20 protein-coding genes are annotated in these 20,974 nt (G+C 64.6%); 6 read left to right on the forward strand and 14 right to left on the reverse strand.

The annotated features are described in order from the left end of the window. Positions 1-42 precede the first annotated feature (42 nt). Complete coding sequence (locus tag V9L21_RS12875; protein ID WP_337312384.1) at positions 43-570, forward strand: DUF4124 domain-containing protein; 528 nt, start codon at positions 43-45, stop codon at positions 568-570. Positions 571-580: 10 nt separating this feature from the next. On the opposite strand, the gene V9L21_RS12880 is transcribed toward V9L21_RS12875, so the two are convergent. Then, on the reverse strand, positions 581-916 hold the full coding sequence (locus tag V9L21_RS12880) for an RnfH family protein (protein ID WP_337312385.1): 336 nt from the start codon (positions 914-916) through the stop codon (positions 581-583). After that, positions 913-1,362 (reverse strand): type II toxin-antitoxin system RatA family toxin, encoded by a 450-nt coding sequence (locus tag V9L21_RS12885; protein ID WP_126745891.1) that lies wholly within the window; start codon positions 1,360-1,362, stop codon positions 913-915. The genes V9L21_RS12880 and V9L21_RS12885 overlap by 4 nt, the downstream gene beginning before the upstream one ends. A 62-nt stretch (positions 1,363-1,424) precedes the next feature. On the opposite strand from V9L21_RS12885, the gene smpB reads away from it, so the two are divergent. The 3 genes from smpB (at position 1,425) to V9L21_RS12900 (ending at position 2,896) form a co-directional block, all read left to right on the forward strand. Then, positions 1,425-1,901 carry an SsrA-binding protein SmpB gene (smpB, locus tag V9L21_RS12890; protein ID WP_012747861.1) on the forward strand — a complete coding sequence of 159 codons (477 nt, stop codon included), beginning with the start codon at positions 1,425-1,427 and terminating at the stop codon, positions 1,899-1,901. 90 nt (positions 1,902-1,991) lie between these two features. Further along, positions 1,992-2,372 (forward strand): COG4315 family predicted lipoprotein, encoded by a 381-nt coding sequence (locus tag V9L21_RS12895; protein WP_337312394.1) that lies wholly within the window; start codon positions 1,992-1,994, stop codon positions 2,370-2,372. 128 nt (positions 2,373-2,500) lie between these two features. Then, positions 2,501-2,896, forward strand: coding sequence for a COG4315 family predicted lipoprotein (locus V9L21_RS12900; protein ID WP_126745893.1), 396 nt, complete (start codon positions 2,501-2,503; stop codon positions 2,894-2,896). A 71-nt stretch (positions 2,897-2,967) separates the two neighbouring features. On the opposite strand, the gene V9L21_RS12905 is transcribed toward V9L21_RS12900, so the two are convergent. The 12 genes from V9L21_RS12905 to V9L21_RS12960 all read right to left on the reverse strand — a co-directional run bounded on the left by V9L21_RS12905 (position 2,968) and on the right by V9L21_RS12960 (position 19,211). After that, entirely contained in the window at positions 2,968-3,897 is a 930-nt protein-coding gene (locus V9L21_RS12905; RefSeq protein ID WP_337312396.1) for a DMT family transporter, read from the reverse strand. A 22-nt stretch (positions 3,898-3,919) separates the two neighbouring features. After that, positions 3,920-5,755: a translational GTPase TypA gene (gene typA, locus V9L21_RS12910; RefSeq protein ID WP_337312398.1), complete on the reverse strand. Its 1,836-nt coding sequence runs from the start codon at positions 5,753-5,755 to the stop codon at positions 3,920-3,922. Next, the gene (truB, locus tag V9L21_RS12915) at positions 5,752-6,708 is read right to left on the reverse strand and encodes a tRNA pseudouridine(55) synthase TruB (RefSeq protein ID WP_337312400.1); all 957 of its coding nucleotides are present in this window, start codon (positions 6,706-6,708) and stop codon (positions 5,752-5,754) included. The genes typA and truB overlap by 4 nt, the downstream gene beginning before the upstream one ends. 2 nt (positions 6,709-6,710) lie before the next feature. Then, on the reverse strand, positions 6,711-7,082 hold the full coding sequence (gene rbfA, locus V9L21_RS12920; protein ID WP_126745896.1) for a 30S ribosome-binding factor RbfA: 372 nt from the start codon (positions 7,080-7,082) through the stop codon (positions 6,711-6,713). A gap of 24 nt (positions 7,083-7,106) precedes the next feature. After that, entirely contained in the window at positions 7,107-10,061 is a 2,955-nt protein-coding gene (gene infB / locus V9L21_RS12925; RefSeq protein WP_337312402.1) for a translation initiation factor IF-2, read from the reverse strand. 24 nt (positions 10,062-10,085) lie between these two features. Then, positions 10,086-11,570: a transcription termination factor NusA gene (gene nusA / locus V9L21_RS12930; RefSeq protein ID WP_126745899.1), complete on the reverse strand. Its 1,485-nt coding sequence runs from the start codon at positions 11,568-11,570 to the stop codon at positions 10,086-10,088. A gap of 16 nt (positions 11,571-11,586) precedes the next feature. Continuing rightward, the gene (gene rimP, locus V9L21_RS12935) at positions 11,587-12,225 is read right to left on the reverse strand and encodes a ribosome maturation factor RimP (protein ID WP_337312404.1); all 639 of its coding nucleotides are present in this window, start codon (positions 12,223-12,225) and stop codon (positions 11,587-11,589) included. A gap of 182 nt (positions 12,226-12,407) precedes the next feature. Beyond that, complete coding sequence (locus tag V9L21_RS12940; RefSeq protein WP_337312406.1) at positions 12,408-13,607, reverse strand: YbfB/YjiJ family MFS transporter; 1,200 nt, start codon at positions 13,605-13,607, stop codon at positions 12,408-12,410. A gap of 18 nt (positions 13,608-13,625) precedes the next feature. Next, complete coding sequence (locus V9L21_RS12945) at positions 13,626-15,257, reverse strand: ABC transporter ATP-binding protein (RefSeq protein ID WP_337312408.1); 1,632 nt, start codon at positions 15,255-15,257, stop codon at positions 13,626-13,628. Beyond that, on the reverse strand, positions 15,254-16,333 hold the full coding sequence (locus tag V9L21_RS12950; protein ID WP_337312410.1) for an ABC transporter permease: 1,080 nt from the start codon (positions 16,331-16,333) through the stop codon (positions 15,254-15,256). The genes V9L21_RS12945 and V9L21_RS12950 overlap by 4 nt, the downstream gene beginning before the upstream one ends. A 7-nt stretch (positions 16,334-16,340) precedes the next feature. Then, positions 16,341-17,381, reverse strand: a complete 1,041-nt coding sequence (locus V9L21_RS12955) for a microcin C ABC transporter permease YejB (protein WP_337312412.1) — start codon at positions 17,379-17,381, stop codon at positions 16,341-16,343. An 18-nt stretch (positions 17,382-17,399) separates the two neighbouring features. Beyond that, positions 17,400-19,211 (reverse strand): extracellular solute-binding protein, encoded by a 1,812-nt coding sequence (locus V9L21_RS12960; RefSeq protein WP_337312414.1) that lies wholly within the window; start codon positions 19,209-19,211, stop codon positions 17,400-17,402. A 37-nt stretch (positions 19,212-19,248) separates the two neighbouring features. On the opposite strand from V9L21_RS12960, the gene fabI reads away from it, so the two are divergent. Next, complete coding sequence (gene fabI / locus V9L21_RS12965) at positions 19,249-20,031, forward strand: enoyl-ACP reductase FabI (RefSeq protein WP_157613990.1); 783 nt, start codon at positions 19,249-19,251, stop codon at positions 20,029-20,031. A 52-nt stretch (positions 20,032-20,083) separates the two neighbouring features. Beyond that, positions 20,084-20,935 (forward strand): DNA ligase, encoded by an 852-nt coding sequence (locus V9L21_RS12970; protein WP_337312417.1) that lies wholly within the window; start codon positions 20,084-20,086, stop codon positions 20,933-20,935. Positions 20,936-20,974 lie beyond the last annotated feature (39 nt).

Consider the following 20,974-nt stretch of genomic DNA (forward strand, 5'->3'; position numbering starts at 1 on the left):
CCTTTCGTGTTGCAAAACGTAAGGCACAGCTAAACTCGCTGGATGAAATTCGCGCATTGGCTCGTACTGGGATGTGTTTGCCTGCTGCCGCTGTCGGCCAGCGCGCAATGGCAATGGATCGACAAGAGCGGCAAGAAGGTCTTCAGCGACCAGGCACCGCCGCCCGATATTCCCGAAAAGAACATCCTGCGCCGCGCGGGCTCGCCGCCGCCGGCCCGCACGGGCTTCGGCTCGGCTCCCGCCGACAGCGCAACCTCCGACGAGGCAGCCGCACCCAAGGCTCGTGAAGCCGCCGCAGCGCCCAAGCCTCCGGCTGTCGACAAGGAACTCGAGGAAAAGACCAAGAAGGCGCAGGCGGAAGAAAAGGCCAAGCAGGCCGCCGAGGCGGAGAAAAACGCCAAGATCAAGGCCGAGAACTGCGAACGCGCGCGCCAGGGCAAGGCCACGTTCGACAGCGGCATCCGCGTGGCCAAGGTCAACGCCAAGGGCGAGCGCGAGATCATGGACGACACCGCGCGCGCCGCCGAGCAGAAGCGCCTTCAGTCGATCATCCAAAGCGACTGCAAGTAGTCTCGAAGACTCAGTAGCCGGCCTTGCCGCCCTTGCGGCGGTTTGCAAAAAGGCCGGTACCCCGCGCGCCCTGCCGTTGAAAGCGCTCGCGGCGCGCGACCTTCGGGTCCACCGCCAAGGGCCGGCAGAGTTCGACGCGGTCGCCGTCCTTGAGCGGCTGGTTCCACTCGACTTCCCTGCCCCATATTCCCGGCGTCATCGATTGGCGCCAATCCAGTTGCGGGAAGCGCTGCGCGAGGTCGCTGGCTTTCACGGCATCGTCAACGGTGGCCTCGGGCGCCAGCCGCAGCACTTGCTCGAACACCTCGCGCGGCGCGGGCGAGCAGCTCAGCGTGACTTCGATCATCCTTCCTTGCCGTAGACCTGCTCGGCGCGCTTCACGAAGGCCTCGACCAAGCTGGAGGCCACGGTGTCGAACACCGGCCCCACAAGAGCCTGCAGCGCAAAGTTGCTGAAACCGTAGCTCATGTGCAGCTCGACACGGCAGGCTCGGTCGCCGGGCTCGCCCACGGGTGCGAACTTCCAGATGCCGTCAAGGTTGGAGAACGGCCCGTCGACCAGCTTGAGGTGAACTTCGCGCCCCGGTACGTGGCTGTTGCGGGTGGTAAAGCTCTGGTGAAGGCCGGCAAAAGCCAGGCCGACTTCGGCGGTCATGCCGGCCTCGTCTTCCTCGATGACCCGGGCCTTGTCGCACCAGGGCAGGAACTGCGGATACTTCTCCACATCGGTGACGAGCGCGTACATCTCTTCGGCGCTGTACCAGATGAGGACGGACTTGTTGACGGTTTTCATAGAATCGGGACAGCGTGCGCGACGGATTGTATTGAAGCCATGCGTCCCCATCTTTCCGAGCCATGGCCACCAAGAAACAAGATACCTCCTCCCGCATTGCCGACAACAAGAAGGCCGCGTACAACTATTTCTTCGAAGAACGCTTCGAGGCCGGCATCGTCCTCGAAGGCTGGGAAGTCAAGTCCCTGCGCGAAGGCAAGGTGCAGCTGACCGACGGCTACGTGGTGATCCGCGACGGCGAACTGTTCGTTGTCGGCCTACAGATCAACCCGCTCAAGAGTGCGTCGACCCACGTCAACCCTGACTCGATCCGCACCAAGAAGTTGCTGCTGCACAAGGAAGAAATCCGCCGGCTGGTCGGCAAGGTCGAACAAAAGGGCTACACCCTGGTGCCGCTCAACCTGCATTGGAAGGCGGGCAAGGTCAAATGCGAAATTGCGCTCGCCAAGGGCAAGGCCGAGCACGACAAGCGGGACACCATCAAGGACCGCGAAGGCAAGCGCGAAGTCGAGCGCGCCATGAAGAGCCGCAGCCGCTAGTTTCTTTTTTGCGCGGCATGGAATAAAACGCCACTGCGGGTGTTTATGCGGTGTCACCGGATGGTCGGTGCACCCAACCAGGAGTCTTCCATGTCGCCTCTTCGCGTTTCTTCCGCCGGCCTTGCCGCGGCGCTGCTCGGCAGCGTGCTCGCGCTTCCCGTTCTCGCCCAGCCCAAGGCCGCGGGCGGCGCGCTGGTCGGCCCAAACGGCATGACCCTCTACACCTTCGACAAGGACACGGCCGGCAGCGGCAAGTCGGCATGCAATGGAGGGTGCGCGGCCAACTGGCCACCCTTCATGGCCACGGACACCGACAAGCCGGCCGGCGACTTCACCATCGTCACGCGGGACGACGGCAAGAAGCAGTGGGCGGCCAAGGGCTGGCCGCTCTATTACTGGGCCAAGGACACGAAGCCGGGCGACAAGACCGGCGACGGCGTTGGCGGGGCCTGGAAAACCGCCAAGCCCTGATTGCACGTGATGTTTTGCTGAACTCGCGACGCCCGCCTACCGCGATTTGCCTTGAGGCCGGCATAAACTGCCGGCTCGCGCATCCAACTGGCTTGTGTTCGCGATTTTTCAACTGAAGGAGAAACTGCATGAAATTGCTCAGCGCCTCGATCCTCGCGGCGGCATTGCTCGCCGGTTGCGGTGGCATGTCCAACAAGACCGCCAGCGCACCCGACACCCCCACTCGCACCGCCGATGGCGTGCTCGTCGGACCGAACGGCATGACGCTCTACACCTTCGCCCGCGATACGCCCGGCGCAGGCACCTCCGCCTGCAATGCCCAGTGCGCCGCCAACTGGCCGCCGCTCCCCGTGGCCGAAACCGCCAAGCCCATGGGCGGCTACACCATCATCGTGCGCGAAGACGGCAAGAGGCAGTGGGCCTACAAGGGTTCTCCGCTCTACTACTGGACGAAGGACAGCAAGCCGGGCGACAAGACCGGTGACGGCGTCCTGAACGGCGCCTGGAAGGTTGCCCGCCCCTGAGGGCCGGCCGTCTGCTGAATGCAAAAGGCCCCGGCGAAAGTCGGGGCCTTTTTCTTTTTTCGGGGGTTGCCCTAGTGCGCGCTGGGCAGCACGCTGTCCGCCGCCGTGGTGGTGCGCCGTCCGCGCAGCGCAAGCAACTCGTTGAACACCAGCGCCCCGATGACCAGCGCGCCACCGGTCAGCACACTGGGCGCAGGCGTTTCGCCGGCACCGAGCCAAGCCAATGCAATGCCGAAGATCACCTCGAGCAACGCAAGCAAGGCAACTTCGGGCGCCTTCAGCACCCGTGCGCAAAGCACTGAAAGCACGCACGGGATCGCCAACTGGAACACGCCCAGGAAGGCAAGCAGGCCGAGGTCGTGCGCGTTCGCCTGAAAAGGCAGTGCAAAGGGCAGCGTGAAGAGTGCGCTGAGCGCCGCGCCGATCAGCACCGCGGGAACCAGGTCGATGTCCTGCCCCTTCGCATGCGCATGCTGAACCACCGTCCAATTGGTGGCACCCGCCAATGGCACGCAAAGCGCCACCAGCGTTCCGAGCAGAGATCCGCCCACCGCACCGCCCTGCAGCAGCTGCGTGCCGTACATCCAGGCAATGCCGAGCCCGGCCACCACAATGGCAAGCCAGGTTCGCAGCGGCAGCCGGTGGCCGATGAAGATGCGCGCAGCCAGCGCCGTGAACAACGGCCCGAGCGCCATGGTCACCAGCACGCTGGCGGTGGAAGCCAGCGTGAGCGCCACCATGAAGGCGGTGAACATCACCGTCCAGCAAACGCCCGAAATCCACAGCGCGCGGCCGCCGCGCCGTATTTGCGAAAACACCGCCCGGCCCCGCCAAAGCGGCAAGATCACCAGCAGCGCAAGCAGCGTGAAGAGGCTGCGCCAGAAGGTGATCTCGAAACTGTGCGCCTGCGCAAGGTGCCGCGTGACAACGCCCGCCGTGGCCCACATCAGGGTCACGGCGACCATCATCCACACGGCCCCTCCGTGCGTCAGGCGCAGCATCGGTCGGTGTTGGTGCCGGCGATCAGCTCGCCGTTTCGCGGCTGGCGCGCTTGCGGTCGCTTTCCTTCAGGAAACGCTTGCGCAGGCGAACGCTCTTGGGCGTGATTTCGACCAGTTCGTCGTCCTCGATGAACTCGACGCCGTATTCGAGCGTGAGGTCGATCGGGGGCGTGATCTTGATCGCATCTTCCTTGCCGCTCACGCGGAAGTTCGTCAGCTGCTTCGTACGCGTGGCGTTCACCACGAGATCGTTATCGCGGCTGTGGATGCCGACGATCATGCCTTCGTACACCGGATCGTTGGCCTTCACGAACATGCGGCCGCGGTCGTCCAGCTTGCCCAGGGCGTAGGTGAAGATTTCACCGTCGTCCATCGAGATCAGCACGCCGTTCTTGCGGCTGCCGATGTCGCCCTTGTGCGGTTCGTAGCTGTCGAAGATGTTGCTGATGAGGCCCGAGCCGCGCGTCAGGTTCAGGAACTCATTCGTGAAGCCGATCAGGCCGCGCGCCGGAATGCGGTACTCGAGGCGAACACGGCCGCGGCCGTCCGGTTCCATGTTGACCAGTTCGCCCTTTCGCTCGCCCAGTGCCTGCATCACGCCGCCTTGGTGCTGCTCTTCGATGTCGGCCGTGACCAGCTCGATGGGCTCGTGCTTCTCGCCGTTCACGGTGCGGAACACCACGCGCGGCTTCGACACGGCCATTTCGTAGCCTTCGCGGCGCATGTTTTCCAAGAGGATGGTCAGGTGCAGTTCACCACGGCCCATCACTTCGAAAATACCTTCTTCGTCGGTTTCGTTCACGCGCAGCGCAACGTTGTGCTGCAGTTCCTTCTGCAGGCGGTCCCAGATCTGGCGGCTGGTGACGAACTTGCCTTCGCGTCCGGCCAGCGGGCTGGTGTTCACGCAGAAGTTCATGGTCAGGGTCGGCTCGTCGACCTTGAGCATGGGCAGCGGCGCGGGCTTGTCCTTGTCGGTCACGGTGACGCCGATGCCGATGTCGGTGATGCCGTTGATCAGCACGATTTCGCCGGGGCCGGCTTCAGTCGATTGCACGCGGTCCAGGCCTTGGAAGGTCAGCACCTGGTTGACGCGGCCCTTGATGGACTTGCCGTCCGGACCTTCCATGACCAGCACGTCGGTCATGGGCCGGAGCGTGCCCTGGCTGATGCGGCCCACGCCGATGCGGCCGACGAAGGTCGAGAAGTCGAGCGCGGAAATCTGCAGCTGCAGCGGCGCGTTCGGGTCACCCTTTTGCGACGGAACGTGCTTCAAGATGGTGTTGAACAGGGCCGACATGTCGGGGCCCCATTGTTCACCGGGTGCGCCTTCTTCCAGCGACGACCAGCCGTTGATGCCCGAGGCGTAGACCACGGGGAAGTCGAGCTGTTCGTCGGTGGCGCCGAGCTTGTCGAACAGGTCGAAGGCAGCGTTGACCACCTTGTCGGGGTTCGCGCCCGGCTTGTCGACCTTGTTCACGACCAGAATCGGCTTGAGGCCGAGGGCCAGTGCCTTCTTGGTCACGAAGCGGGTCTGGGGCATCGGGCCTTCTTGCGCATCGATGAGCAGCACCACGCCGTCGACCATGCTGAGCGCACGTTCCACTTCACCGCCGAAGTCCGCGTGGCCGGGGGTGTCGACGATGTTGATGTGCGTGCCTTCCCAGGTCACAGCGCAGTTCTTGGCCAGGATCGTGATGCCACGTTCTTTTTCGATGGCGTTGTTGTCCATCACCGTGTCGACCACTTTCTCGTGCTCGGCAAAGGTGCCCGACTGGCGCAGCAGCTGGTCGACCATCGTGGTCTTGCCATGGTCCACGTGGGCAATGATGGCGATATTGCGGATTTGCTTGGTACTCATGGTGTCGCTTCGGTCTGTTGTGCGTTCAAAAGAATTTGCTGGATTTCGATGGGGTTCAGCAAGCGCCCCGGAATCAATTCGTTGGCCGTGACGTGGGCCGTTCCCAGGAAGGCCGGCGGTTCGATGCCGAACACCGCCACCTCGTCGGCATCGTCCCAGTTGCCACGGCGGCGCAGGCCCGAGAGAAAGCGTGCCGCATCTTCGTTGCCGAGCATGACGCGGCTGTGGCCGTCCACCAGGGATTCGGCAGGCAGGAGTTGTGCCAGGCGCTCTTCCTCGCCCATGGCCTCGAGCGCCTCGAGCGTGACGCATTGCGCATCGCCGAAGCCGCCGGTTGCCGTGCGGCGCAGCGAGGTCAGGTGCGCGCCGCAACCCAGGGCCTCGCCGATGTCTTCGCCCAAGGTGCGAATGTAGGTGCCCTTGCTCACGGAGGCAACGATCCGCAGGGCGGTCTCGTCCGTTCGCGTGATGCTCAGCCGGTGAATGACCACGTCGCGTGGCGCACGCTCTATTTCGATGCCTTCGCGCGCGTACTCGTACAGCGCCTTGCCATCTTTCTTGAGCGCGCTGTGCATCGGCGGAACCTGGCGGATCGGACCGGTGAACTGCGCTTCGACACGGGCCAGGTCTTCAGGCGTAACGTGCACCGGGCGCTCGGCAATGACCTCGCCCTCGGCATCCGCGGTGGCGGTCTTCACGCCCAGGCGGGCCGTGGCCACGTAGGTCTTGTCTGCGTCGAGGTGCAACTGGCTGAACTTGGTGGCTGCGCCAAAGCACAGGGGCAGCACGCCGGTCGCGAGCGGATCGAGCGTGCCGGTGTGGCCCGCTTTTTCGGCGCGCAGCAACCACTTGGCCTTTTGCAAGGCCTGGTTGCTGGAGAGTCCCAGCGGTTTATCGAGCAACAACACCCCATGCACAGGGCGCCGCTGCACCCTTGTGCGTGGCGCGTTCATGGCTAGTCGTCTTTCGAACGCGAAGCGACAGCCTGCGCAATGAGCGCATTCATGTCGGCCGCACGCTCGGTGGTGCGATCGAACAGGAAGTGCAGCGTCGGCACGGTGTGGATGTGCAAGCGCTTGAACAGGCCGTTGCGCAGGAACCCCGCAGCCTGGTTCAGCGCTTCGGTGGTCTCGTCCACGTCGCCCGTGAGCACGCTGAAGAACACCTTCGCATGCGCATAGTCGGGCGTGACCTCGACCGCCTGGATCGTGACCATGCCCACGCGCGGGTCCTTCAACTCGCGCGCGATCAGCTCCGTCAGATCGCGCTGGATCTGATCGGCAACCTTGAACGCGCGGTTGGGGGCGGCGGCTTTTCTTTTTGGCATGGACTCGGTCGCATCGAACGCTTGTTACAGCGTACGGGCGATTTCCTTGATTTCAAAGAACTCGAGCTGATCACCCTCTTTGATGTCGTTGTAGTTCTTGAGCTTGATACCGCACTCGAAGCCTTCGCGCACTTCGCGGACGTCGTCCTTCATGCGCTTGATCGAGTCGACTTCGCCGGTGTAGATCACCACGTTGTCGCGCAGCAGGCGGAAATGCGCGCTGCGGTTGACCGAACCCGAGGTGATGTACGAACCCGCGACCGTACCGATCTTCGAGGCCACGAACACCGTGCGGATCTCGGCCGAGCCGATGATTTCCTCGCGGCGCTCCGGTGCCAGCATGCCCGACATCGCAACCTTGATCTCGTCCACAGCGTCGTAAATGATGCTGTAGTAGTTCAGCTGCACGCCATTGCCTTCGGCCAGCTTGCGCGCACCGGCATCGGCACGCACGTTGAAGCCGATCACGATGGCCTTGGAGGCGATGGCGAGGTTGATGTCGCTTTCGCTGATGCCGCCGACGCCGGCGTACACGATCTGCACCTTGACCTCTTCGTTCGCCAGCTTGAGCAGCGATTGGGCCAGTGCTTCCTGCGAACCCTGAACGTCGGCCTTGATGATGATGCGCAGCGTCTGCACTTCGCCGGCCGAAAGGTCGGTGAACATGTTCTGCAGGTTCGCAGCCTGGGCCTTCGCCAGCTTGGTGTTGCGGAACTTGCCGGCACGGTAGGTCGCGATTTCGCGCGCACGGCGCTCGTCGCTCATCACCATGAACTCGTCGCCCGCTTGCGGCACTTCGGTCAGGCCCTGGATCTCGACCGGAATCGACGGACCCGCGGTCTTGATGGTCCGACCGTCTTCGTCGAGCATGGCGCGCACGCGGCCATAGGTCGAGCCGGCCAGCACCACGTCACCGGTCTTGAGCGTGCCGGACTGAACCAGCACGGTAGCAACCGGGCCGCGGCCCTTGTCGAGCTGCGCTTCGATGACCAGGCCCTTGGCCGCGGCATCCACCGGCGCCTTGAGTTCCAGCACTTCGGCTTGCAGCAGCACCTGTTCGAGCAGGTCGTCGATGCCCTGGCCCGTCTTGGCGGACACCGGCACGAACGGCACGTCGCCGCCGTACTCTTCCGGCACGACCTCCTCGGCCACCAGTTCCTGCTTTACGCGGTCCGGGCTGGCGTCGGGCTTGTCGATCTTGTTGATGGCAACCACGATCGGCACACCAGCGGCTTTCGCGTGCTTGATGGCTTCCTTGGTCTGCGGCATGACGCCGTCGTCGGCCGCCACTACCAGGATGACGATGTCGGTGGCCTGCGCACCACGGGCACGCATGGCCGTGAAAGCCTCGTGACCCGGGGTGTCGAGGAACGACACCATGCCGCGCTCGGTTTGCACGTGGTACGCACCAATGTGCTGGGTAATGCCGCCGGCTTCGCCCGCGGCCACCTTGGCACGGCGGATGTAGTCCAGCAGCGAGGTCTTGCCGTGGTCGACGTGGCCCATGACGGTCACGACCGGTGCGCGCGGCAGGGCTTCGGCGGTTTGCGCGCCAACGTCCTCGTCGGTGAAGGCTTCCGGGTCGTCCAGCGCGGCAACAACCGCGTTGTGGCCCATTTCCTCCACAAGGATCATGGCGGTGTCCTGGTCGAGCGACTGGTTGATGGTCGCCATCTGGCCCAGCTTCATGAGCTGCTTGATGACTTCCTGCGCCTTGACGGCCATCTTGTGCGCGAGCTCGGCCACCGTGATGGTTTCGGGCACGTGCACTTCGAGAATGCGCGCCTCGACCGGTGCGGCCTGCACATGCTCTTCGTGGCCTCCACGGTCATTGCTGCCGCGGCGGCCACGCGGGCCTCCGCGCCAGTTGCCGCGGCCGACACCACCGCTGGCATCGCCGCGGGTCTTGATCTCTTTCTTCTTGGCAGGATCGCCAGCCCAGCTCGACGAGAGCTTGGCCGACTTGACTTCCTTGCCCGCGCCGGCGGCGCCAGGCGCTGCGGGAGCGCCGGCTGCGGCGGGCGCACCGGGGCGGGCCGCGGGCGCGGCCGGCTTGTGCAGCGTGCCCTTGACCGCGGCCTTTTCGGGCTGCGGCTTCTCGGGCGCCTTGTGCGGCACCAGCACGCGGGCCGGTGCGTTCATCATGGCGCGAATGGCTTCGGCTTCGGCGAGTGCCTTGCGGCGACGCTCGTCGAGGTCCTTGGCGCGGGCGGCTTCCTCGTCGGCACGGGCCTTCGATTCAGCGGCGGCCTTGGCCTTCGCGTCTTCCTTGGCTTGCGTGGCGGCGGTCTGGGCGGCCAGCTTGGTGTCTGCGGCTTGCTGTTCAGCGGCAGCGGCTGCGGCGGCCGCAGGTGCGGCCACCGGCTTGGCCGCTTCCTTCGGGGGCGCGGCAGCGGCTTCGGCAGCAGCCTTTTTCTCGGCGGCGACGCGTGCGGCTTCCTGCTCGGCCTGTTCGGCGCGCTCGGCCTTTTCGGCCTGCTCGCGTTCGCGGGCTTCGGCTTCTTCGCGCAGGCGGCGCTTCTCGGCCAACTCTTCTTCCTGGCGGCGGATCAGTTCGGCCTGGCGGCGCGCCTCTTCCTCGCGGCGAGCCAGTTCGGCCTCGTCGATGCGGGGTGCGGCGGGTGCCGCGGCGGGCGCTTCAGCCACGGGCTGCGCTTCGGGCACGGCGGGGTGGCCGTCGTCGCGCTGGATGAAGGTGCGCTTCTTGCGCACTTCGACCTGGATGGTGCGGGCGCGACCGGTAGCGTCGGCCTGCTTGATCTCGCTGGTCGACTTCTTCGTCAGCGTGATCTTCTTGCGCTCGGGCTCGGCGGTGCCGTGGCTGGCTTTGAGAAAGCCGAGCAGGCGCTGCTTGTCAGCCTCGGTGAGTGCATCGGTGGGTGCCGCTTTGGGCACGCCTGCGCTCTTGAGCTGGTCAAGCAAGGTTTCGGGAGTCTTCTTGAGCTCGTTCGCGAACTCGGCGACAGTGGTACTGGACATATTGGTTTCGTGCCTCCATGACCATCACTCTTGGCCGGCGAACCAATGTTCGCGGGCTTTCAAGATGAGGGCTTTGGCGTCATCGGCGCTGTGGCCGGTGATCTCGGTGAGTTCATCGACCGCGAGGTCGGCGAGGTCGTCGCGGGTGTGCACACCCGCCTCGGCCAGCTTGGGAATCAGCTCGGGGTCGAGGCCTTCGAGGTCGCGCAGATTCTGCGAGACGGTCTCGACGCCCTCTTCCTTGGCGATTTCCATGGTCAACAGCGCATCCTTGGCGCGCGTGCGCAGCTCGTTGATGGTGTCTTCGTCGAAAGCTTCGATCTCCAGCATTTCGGAGATCGGCACATAGGCCACTTCCTCGAGGCTGTTGAAGCCCTCGGAGATCAGGATGTCGGCGATTTCCTCGTCGACGTCGAGCTTTTCCATGAAGAGCTTGCGGCTGGCATCGGTTTCGACGGCCTGCTTCTGCGCAGACTCGTTGGCGTCCATGATGTTGATCTTCCAGCCGGTGAGGTCGGAAGCCAGGCGCACGTTCTGGCCGCCGCGGCCGATGGCGATGGCGAGGTTTTCCTCGTCGACCACCACGTCCATGGCGTGCTTTTCCTCGTCGACCACGATCGACGACACGTTGGCCGGTGCCAGGGCGCCAATCACGAACTGGGCCGGGTCTTCGCTCCACAGCACGATGTCGACGCGCTCGCCGGCAAGCTCGTTGGTGACGGCGTTGACACGCGTGCCGCGAACGCCGACGCAGGTGCCGATGGGGTCGACACGCTTGTCATGCGACAGCACGGCGATCTTGGCGCGCGAACCCGGGTCGCGGGCACAGCTCTTGATTTCGAGCAGGCCTTGTTCGATTTCGGGCACTTCCTGGCGGAACAGCTCGATCATGAACTCGGGCGCCGAGCGCGACAGGATGATCGGCGCGCCGCGCAGCGTCAGGTCGACTTCCATGATCATGGCTCGCACGCGGTCGCCGTTGCGCAGGTTTTCCTTGGAGATCATCTCGCTGCGGCGCAGGCGCCCTTCGACGCGGCCGGCCTCCACGATGATGTCGCCCTTGTCCAGGCGCTTCACGGTGCCCACGAAGATCTTGTCGCCGCGCGACATGAAGTCGTTGAGCAGCATCTCGCGCTCGGCGTCGCGGATCTTCTGCAGGATGACCTGCTTGGCCGCCATGGCGCCGATACGGCCGATGGGCACGGATTCAACCGCTTCCTCGATGTATTCGTCGACCTCGATGTCGGGCATTTCTTCCCGGGCTTCGAACAGGAGGATTTCCTGGTCGGGCAGCTGCAGGCCGGCCTCGTCCGGAACGACGTGCCAGCGGCGAAAGGTTTCATAGTCGCCGCTGTCGCGATCGACCGAGACGCGGATGTCCACGTCGCCCTGGTGGAGCTTCTTGGTGGCCTGCGCCAGTGCGGACTCGACTGCGCCGAAAACCACGTCGCGCTCGACGTTCTTCTCGCGCGAGATCGCATCCACCAACATCAACATTTCGCGATTCATGCCACCACTCCTCTGGTCAGTCCGGAACATTCGTTCCGTCGTCAATATCCGAAAAACCCGGTTGGGTTTTGGCCTTGCGGCCCTTGAAATCCACAATTGGCGCAAGCCGCGCATCGCGCAGCTCGTCCAGCACGAAGCCGAGCGCATGCAACGTTGCAGGCGCGCGCTTCTTGCTCACTTTTTGACCCGGCTTGGGCTCGGGCGCATCGCTCCAGACGATTTGCCAGCCCGGGGCTCCGCTGGCCCCTTCCACGCGCTCCAGCGTGCCGCGAAACTTCTTGCGGGTGGCAGACACCTGCCCCGCCGCCGCGGCACCCATCGGCGCCTTGAGCGTGATGTCGACCACCTCGCCCACGAAACGCTCGAAATCCTGCTCATTGCGCAGCGGACGGTCAATACCCGGCGAGGAAACCTCGAGCCGCTTGTAATCGACACCATCGACCTCGAGCGCAAATTGCAGCTGCCGCGTTACCTTTTCGCAATCTTCGACGGTCACGAAAGGCTCGGGAATACCAGCAGCCACAGCTTCCGATGTGGGGGCCGTCCAAGGCAAATCAATCGTCACGCGCAGCAATCCCCCGGCCGAGCGTTCGATCTCGACCAGGTCGTAGCCGAGTCCGGCCACGGTTTGTTCCACAATCTGCTGCAATGCCACGTGTTCGAAAGTGCCTTGTAAAAATGCCTGTGCGAAATGCTTGTACGCGCCACCCGCCCGCCACGGATGCCACGCATTGAAAATGCATAGACCAAAAAAAACGGGCGGTTGGTACCCGCCCGTTTGGTCGTGAGCCTCGAATTATATGCTATTCCTGTGATAAATGAAGTGGCTGGAGCGGCTCAAAACGCCTGTCGGCGCCGGGATCTGGACCAGACCAGCGCAAACAGCACCGAACCAAGCGCCAGCGCAGCTGCCGCCACCAGCAGCGGCAGCTGAAAAGAACCGGTTCGCTGGGCCAAAGGCGCCGCAAACAGCGGCCCGATGATCTGCCCGACCCCATAGGAAGCCGTGGCGTAGCCGATCAGCCCGGCCGCGGCATTGCCCCGCAAGCGGCGGGCATCTCGCATGGCAAAAAGCGTGATGGCCGTGAAGGGCATGCCGAGCAGCAGGCTCCCCAGCGCAAAGCCCGTGATCGTCGGCCATGCCACCGACAGCACCACGCCGAGCGCCTGCAGCGCATAGGCCACGGCCAGCAGCAACCGGTTGTCCCAGTGAATGGGCGCGCGCGCACCGATCAGGGCGCCCGGAATGATGGCCAGCCCGAACAGCGGCCAGAAGAAGTCGGGCCAGGACGAGCCCGGCAGGGCCTGGCGGGCGATCACCGGCAGGAACGTGGCGGTAATGATGTAGCCGAAGCCGGCCAGGCCGTACAGCGCAACCAGCCAGATCGCGTCGCTGCGCGCCGACGCCGAAGCGGCCGGCCCCGCTGCGGCAGGAGATGGCGCCGTGGAACCGGTGGCCGCAGGCAGGTCGCCGTCATCAAAAATCCGCCAGATCAGCGCCACCAGCACCACCGCGAGCACGCCCAGACCGATCCATCCCGCTTCCGAACCCCAGCGGCCCAATGCGCCGCCGAGCAGGCCGGTCATGGCGATGCCGATGCCCGGCCCCGTGTAGATCACGCCGGCCAGCGCCGGGGAATTGGTTTCGGCCAATCGCCGCAGCCCCCACCCCGACGCGAAAACGAAAACCCAGGCGCTCATTACGCCGGCGGCCGTGCGCAGGATGCCCCAACTGGTAAAGCTGTGGAGCACGCCCATGCCGATCAACAGCACCGCCGTAGCGACCAAGCCGCCGCGCACCATGGTCTTGGCCTTGAAGCCGATGGCCGCGCAACTGACTGCGCCAAGAAAGTAACCCAGGTAATTGAGTGAAGCCAGCACGCCGCCGGCCTCGAGCTGGAGCTTTCCCTCGTGCAGCATGATCGGCAGCATGGGCGTGAAGGCGAAGCGCCCCAGCCCCATCGCTACCGCCAAAGTGACCATGCAGGCCAGCGCCGCGCGCCAGGCACCGCGCCGGCTTTGTCCGACTCCCGACATTTTCTTCAGTTCCGTTGTTTATTCCAGCAGCGCCGCGGCCACCAGTTTTTTTGTATAGGGGTGCTCGGGCGCATCGAGCACGCGCTCGACCGGACCGGTTTCGAGGATGGCACCGTCCTTCATCACGATGACTTGGTGCGCCATGGCGCGGATCACCTCGACGTCGTGCGTGATCAGCAAATAACTCAGGCCCCGCTCGCGCTGGAGGCGCTGGAGCAATCCCAGCACCTGCTTCTGGATCGTGACGTCGAGCGCGCTGGTCGGCTCGTCGAGCACCAGCAATTGCGGATCGACGATCAATGCGCGCGCAATTGCAAGCCGCTGGCGCTGCCCTCCAGAAAACTCGTGCGGATAGCGGTCGAGCAGCGATGGAAACTGCGCCTCGCCCAGACCCACGTCGGTCAGCGCTGCCAGCGCGCGCGCCCGGCGCTGGGCGGTGTCGAGTTCGGGTGCGTGCACGCGCAGCCCCTCCCCCACGATCTGCTCGACCGTCATGCGGGGCGAGAGCGAAGAAAACGGGTCCTGGAAAACCACCTGCATGACCCGGCGCAGGGCCAGGTCGGACGCGCGGTCGACCGCCCACCCCTTGCCGCCCACTTTCAACGCGCCGCGGTACTTCAGCAGGCCGAGCGCCGCCAGCGCCAGCGTCGACTTGCCCGAGCCCGATTCGCCGACCACCCCCAGCGTCTCGCCTGGGGCGATGCGGAAGTCGGCGTTCTCCACCGCGATGAATTCACCCTTGCGGAACCAGCCCGCGATGCCGGGCCTGGACACCGGATAGCTCACCCGCAGCCCGGTGGCCTCGAGCACCGGCTGTGAACCGGCGCCCACGGCCACCGCGGCAACGTCGCGCTCCGGATGGCTGTCGATCAGCTTTCGCGTGTAGGCATGCTGCGGCGCTTCGAACACGGCGGCGACAGCACCATGCTCGACCATGTGGCCGTTTTCCATCACCGCAACCCGGTCGGCGAACCGGCGCACCAGATTGAGGTCGTGCGTGATCAACAGCACGGCCATGCCGTGCTTGCGCTGAAGATCGGCAAGCAGGTCGAGAATTTGCGCGCGCACCGTCACGTCGAGCGCAGTGGTGGGCTCGTCCGCCAGCAGCAGGCGCGGCTTGCAGGCGAGCGCCATCGCAATCATGGCGCGTTGGCGCTGGCCGCCCGAAAGCTGGTGCGGAAACGCCCTCGCCCGCCGCTCGGGCTCGGGAATTCCGGTGTCGGCAAGCAACTGGACGGCAGCCGCCTGCGCCGCCCGCGCGGAAAGCCCTTCGTGCAGTTCGAGCACCTCGGCAATCTGGTCGCCCACGCTGTAGAGCGCATTGAGCGCCGTCATGGGCTCCTGGAAGATCATCGCGATCTCCTTGCCGCGAATGCCGCGCAGCTCCCGCTCCGGAATCGACAGCAGGTCGCGGGCATTCGAACCGCCCCGCGCGCCAGATAGCTTGGCGGAGCCGGTCACTTCGGCGTTCTGAGCCAGCCGCAGCAGCGACAGGGCCGTGACGGTCTTGCCCGAGCCTGATTCACCGACAAGCGCGAGCTTTTCGCCGGCGGCAATGCGGAAGTCGACACCGTGGACCACGCTCTTGCCGCCAAAGGCGACGCGCAGGTCCTTTACGTCGAGCAGCGGCTGATGATTCATTTCGGTCATTTGTCGGCCTTCCGCGGATCGAGCGCGTCGCGCAGCGCGTCGCCCATGAAGGTCAGCAGCATCAGCGTGACGACCAGCACGCCGAAGGTAGAAAGCGAAATCCACCAGGCATCGATGTTGGCCTTGCCCTGGCTCAGCAGCTCGCCGAGCGACGGCGTGCCCGGCGGCACGCCCAGGCCGAGAAAGTCGAGCGAGGTCAGCGCCAGGATTGCCGCGCTCATGCGAAACGGCAGAAAGGTGACGACCGGCACCATGCTGTTGGGCAGGATGTGGCGCCACATGATCTGCAGGTTGCCCACGCCAAGAGCGCGAGCGGCGCGCACGTAGTCCATCTGGCGGTTACGCAGGAACTCGGCACGCACGTAGTCGGCCAGGCCCATCCATCCGAAAAGGCTCAGCAAGATCAGCAGCAACGCCACGCTGGGCGCGAAGATCGCGCTGAAGATGATCAGCAGGTACAGCTCGGGCATCGAGCCCCATATCTCGATGAAACGCTGGAATGCGAGATCGACCTTTCCGGCGAAATAACCCTGCACGGCACCCGCGATCACGCCAAGCACCGTGCCTATGGCGGTGAGCGCCAGTCCGAACAGCACACTCACGCGAAAACCGTAGATCAGCTGCGCCAGCAGGTCGCGCCCGCGGTCGTCCGTGCCGAAAAAGTTGTCACCCGTCGGGGCCGCCGGGCTCGGCGCCTTAGCGAAGTAGTTCAGCGTCTTCGGCCCGTAAGGATTGGGCGCGTAAATCGCCCAGTTACCACCCTGCGTGATGCGCTCGCGAATGAAGGGATCGAGGTAGTCGGCCGGCGTCTCGAAATCGCCGCCGAATGTTTTCTCGGAGTAGTCGCGCAGCACCGGGAAATAGGTGCGGCCCTCATAGCGCAGAACCAACGGCTTGTCGGTCGACAGCACTTCGGCAAACAGGCTCAGCACCACCATCGCGGTGAATATCACCAGGCTCCAGTAGCCGAGGCGGTTGCGCTTGAAGCGTATCCACGCACGGCGGCCGGGAGAAACATGCGCGGTGGTATTCGGCACGGCGTTGGCGTTCAGGCCAGCCGGCACCGCGATGGACATCGCGCTCTCAGTCGAATTTGACACGCGGGTCCACCCAGACATAACAGAGATCGGAAATCAGCTTGGTCACCAGGCCGATCAGCGTGAAAAGATACAGGGTGCCGAGCACCACCGGGTAGTCGCGCCGTATCACGCTCTCATAGCCGAGCAGGCCCAACCCGTCGAGAGAGAACAGGGTCTCAATGAGCAGCGAGCCCGCGAAGAACGCGCCGATGAAGGCCGATGGCAGGCCCGTGATGATCGGGATGAGGGCATTGCGGAACACATGCTTCCACAGCACCTGCCGCTCACCCAGCCCCTTGGCGCGGGCGGTGAGAACGTACTGCTTGCGAATTTCTTCGAGAAAAGCGTTCTTGGTGAGCATGGCCGTTACCGCAAAGCTGCCGAGCACCATGGCGGTGACGGGCAGCGTGATGTGCCAGAGGTAGTCGACGATGCGGGCGCCCCAACTCAGCTCATCCCAGTTGGACGAGGTCAATCCTCGCAGTGGAAACCACTGAAGCTGGCCGCCGAAGACCACCAGCAGCGCGACCCCGAGCACAAAGCCGGGAATGGCATAGCCGATGAGCACGATGAGCGTGCTGATCAGGTCGAAGCGCGTTCCCGCCCTGACCGCCTTGGCGACGCCCAGCGGCACCGCGACGCCGTAGCTGATGAAAAACGTCCATAAGCCGAGGCTGATCGATACCGGCAGCTTCTCGAGAATCAGCGTCCACACATCCTTGTTCTGGAAGAAGCTCCCGCCGAGATCGAAGCGCGCAAACTGGCCGAGCATCTGCCAGAGGCGTTCATGCGGCGGCTTGTCGAAGCCGTAGAGCGCCTTGATCTGTTCGAGCCGCTTCGGATCGACACCCTGGTTGCCCCGGTAGGAACCGCCGCCCGATTCGAAACCGCCACCACCGCCACCGGCACCCGCGGTTTTTGCCTCAGCCAGGTACTGCTCTACCGGCCCACCCGGCACGAACTGGATCACGAGGAAAGTGACCAGCAAGACGCCCAGCAGCGTGGGAATGAACAGCAGCAGCCGTTTGAGCACATAGGAGAGCACGGTTCGTTTCCTTCTCTTCTATTGTTTCTGCGGCTTGGCCCACCAGGTCCCCATGACCCAGGCTTCGGCACCGGCATACGGCGGCATCGGCGCCTTGAACGCCAGCCGCCGGTCGTCGTAGGCGACCCGGTGCGATGTCAGCGTCCATTGGGGAATCAGGTAATGGCTGTGCATGACCACCCGGTCCAGTGCGCGGCACGCGGGCAGCAGTTCGACCTTGCTGTCTGCTCCCACGATTTTCTTCAGCAGCGCGTCGACCGCGGGCGTGGACACGCCCATGTAGTTGCCCGAGCTCTCCGTCTTGGCGGCCTTGCTGCCGAAGATCTCGAGAAGTTGCTGGCCCGGATTGTTGGTGCCCGGAAAGTTGATGGTGGTGATGTCGAACTCGAACCGGTCGAGACGCTCCTGGTAGAGCGCGAAGTCGACCGGCGCGAAGTTCAGCGAGATGCCGAGCTTTTCGAGGTTGCGCATCCATGGCGACACCGTGCGCACGCCGCCCTCCTTGCTGTCCAGGTATTCCAGCGTCATCGCCTCGCCCTTCGCATTGCGCAGTGCGCCGTCCCGGTATTCCCAGCCGGCGGCTTTCAGCAGGTCGCGGGCTCGTCGAAGGTTGTTGCGCAGCGACTGCCCGGCGCCTTCAGTGGTGGGCGGGGCATACATCGGGCCGAAGCTCGCCTCGGGAATCTTGCCTCGCCAGGGCTCGAGCAGCGCCGTCTCTTCTGCGGAGGGCAAGCCCTGGGCCTCGCAATCGGTGTTGCCGAACAGGTCCTTCACGCGTGGATAGCCGTTGTAGAACATCTGGCGGTTCATCCACTCATAGTCCAGCGCCAGGCCCAGCGCCTCCCGCACACGCGGATCGCTCAGCTTGTCGCGGCGGCTGTTCAGCACGAAGCTCTGGAACCCGGAAGGCTTCTTGTGCGGAAACTCCCGCTTGATGAGCTCACCGGAGTCGAAACGCTTGCCCGTGACGCGGCGCGCCCAGTCGCCCGCCGAGTAGAAGCTCATCATGTCGAACTCCCCGGCCTTCAGAGCCTCCAGGCGGGCGGTGTTGTCCTTGTAGATCTTGATGGTGATGCGGTCGAAGTTCTGCGCGCCGCGGTTCACCGCCAGATTGCGCCCCCAGTAATTGGGGTCGCGCACATAGGTGATGTCCTTGCCAAAGCGTACGGGTCCGATCTTGTAGGCCCCACTGCCGATCGGAATGTCCATCACCACCTGGTCGAAGGGCTTGGCCTTGCCGTTCTCCACGCCCCAGGCACGGCTGAAGACTGGCAAACCGCCCACGATCAAAGGCAGCTCGCGATTCGGCGTCTTGAAACGGAAACGGATGGTGCGAGCGTCCAGCACGTCGGCGCCCTCCACCTCCTGCAGCATGGTCTTGTATCCGGGCGAGGTGAAGGGGCCGATCAGCGTGTCGTAGCTGTGCTTCACATCGGCGGCTTCCACGGGCATGCCGTTGTGGAAGCGGGCCTCCGGACGCAGCCGGAACGTCACGCTGAGGCGGTCCGGTGCAACCGCGACGTCTTCGGCCAGCAGGCCGTAGCCCGAGGCGGTTTCGTCCATCGATCCGGTCAGCAGCGAATCGAACAGCAGGCCGTCCAGGTAGGCCGGCGGCGCGCCCTTGATGGTGAAGGGGTTGTACTTGTCGAAGGTCGAATAGCGCTGGTTGCTCACGAGCCGGAGCTCGCCGCCCTTGGGTGCATCGGGGTTGACGTAGTCAAACGACTGGAAGCCGGGCGCGTATTTCAGGTCGTCCCAAAGTGCATATCCGTGCGCCCCCCATGCGGGAACCGCGCACAACGTCAATAACCAAGCCCAGGTAAACCGCATGCGAGAATTCTGCCCAAGATTTTCACGAGGCAACTTCATGGGCTTTCTTTCCGGCAAAAAACTGTTGATCACCGGCGTGTTGAGCAATCGCTCCATTGCCTACGGCATCGCCAAGGCCTGCCACGAACAAGGCGCCGAGCTCGCCTTCAGCTATGTCGGCGAACGGTTCAAGGACCGTATCACCGAATTCGCCGCCGATTTCGACTCCAAGCTGATTTTTGATTGCGACGTGGGCGACGACGCGCAGATCGACAAGCTTTTTGCCGATCTGGCGCAGACCTGGCCCAAGTTCGATGGTTTCGTGCACAGCATCGGCTTCGCCCCCCGCGAAGCCATCGCGGGCGACTTTCTCGAAGGGCTCTCGCGCGAGGGCTTCAAGATTGCGCACGACATCAGTGCCTACAGCTTCCCGGCCATGGCCAAGGCAGCCCTGCCCTATCTGAACGACAAGTCGGCGCTCCTGACGCTGACCTACCTGGGTGCCGAGCGCGCGCTGCCCAACTACAACACCATGGGCCTGGCCAAGGCCTCGCTCGAAGCTTCGGTGCGCTACACCGCGGCCTCGCTCGGCCCCAAGGGCATGCGGGTCAACGGCATCAGCGCCGGCCCGATCAAGACGCTGGCGGCCAGCGGCATCAAGGGCTTCGGCAAGATGCTGTCGGCCGTGGCAGACGCCTCGCCCATCCGCCGCAACGTGACGATCGAAGAAGTCGGCAACGTGGCCGCCTTTCTGCTGAGCGACCTGGCCAGCGGCGTCACGGCCGAAATCACCTACGTGGATGGCGGCTTCAGCAACGTCGTGGCGGGAATGGCCGAATAAGGCTGGCTCCCGGCTTCGACAGAACATTTCCCCATCGATTGGCAACGACTTCTTGCTAACCCGACGTTCCCTCTTGCTCGCCGGGCTTGGCGCGCTGGCGGCCCGTGCCGCCGCGGCGCGCGGCGCTGCTCCGGGGCTGATGCTGGCCGAGGTCTATCGCCCCGGCATGTCGCTGGCCGACTACTGGGTCAGCGAAAAGTACGACGGGGTGCGCGGCTACTGGGACGGCAAGCGGCTCTGGACGCGCGGCGGCGAGCCGGTGGTGGCGCCTGCCTGGTTTACCGCGCCACTGCCCAAGCAGCCGCTCGACGGCGAGTTGTGGGCCGGCCGGGGTCAGTTTGCGCACGCCGTTTCCACGGTGCGCAGCCAGACGCCCAACGACAGCGCCTGGCACAGCATGCGCTTCATGGTGTTCGACCTGCCGAGCCAGGGAGGTGATTTCACGGCGCGGCTTGCGGCCCTGCGCAAGCTGCTGCCGATCACCGACGCCCCTTGGGTCGTGCCCGTGCCGCAAGAGCGGGCCACCACGCATGCGGACCTGCAAGCGCTGCTCGACAAGACGGTGAAGATGGGCGGCGAAGGCCTCATGCTGCATCGGGGCGGATCGCTCTATCGCGCGGAACGCAACAACGACCTGCTCAAGGTAAAGCCCCATGAAGACGCCGATGCCCGCGTGGTGGGCCACGTGCCGGGCAAAGGCAGGCACAGCGGGCGGCTGGGTGCACTGCTGGTCGAAACGCCCGAAGGCAAGCGCTTCAAGCTTGGCACCGGCCTGACCGACGCCGAGCGCGACAATCCGCCGGCGGTCGGCAGCTGGGTGACCTACCGCTTCAATGGCATGAACGCCAGCGGCCTGCCGAGGTTTGCCCGCTTCATGCGGGTGCGAATCGACCTGCCCTCTTGAACGCAGCGCGCTGAGCGCGCCACGTGCTTCCTTCGTTTC

This window comes from Variovorax sp. CCNWLW235 (assembly GCF_037204085.1).
In the GTDB taxonomy this organism is placed as follows: domain Bacteria; phylum Pseudomonadota; class Gammaproteobacteria; order Burkholderiales; family Burkholderiaceae_C; genus Variovorax.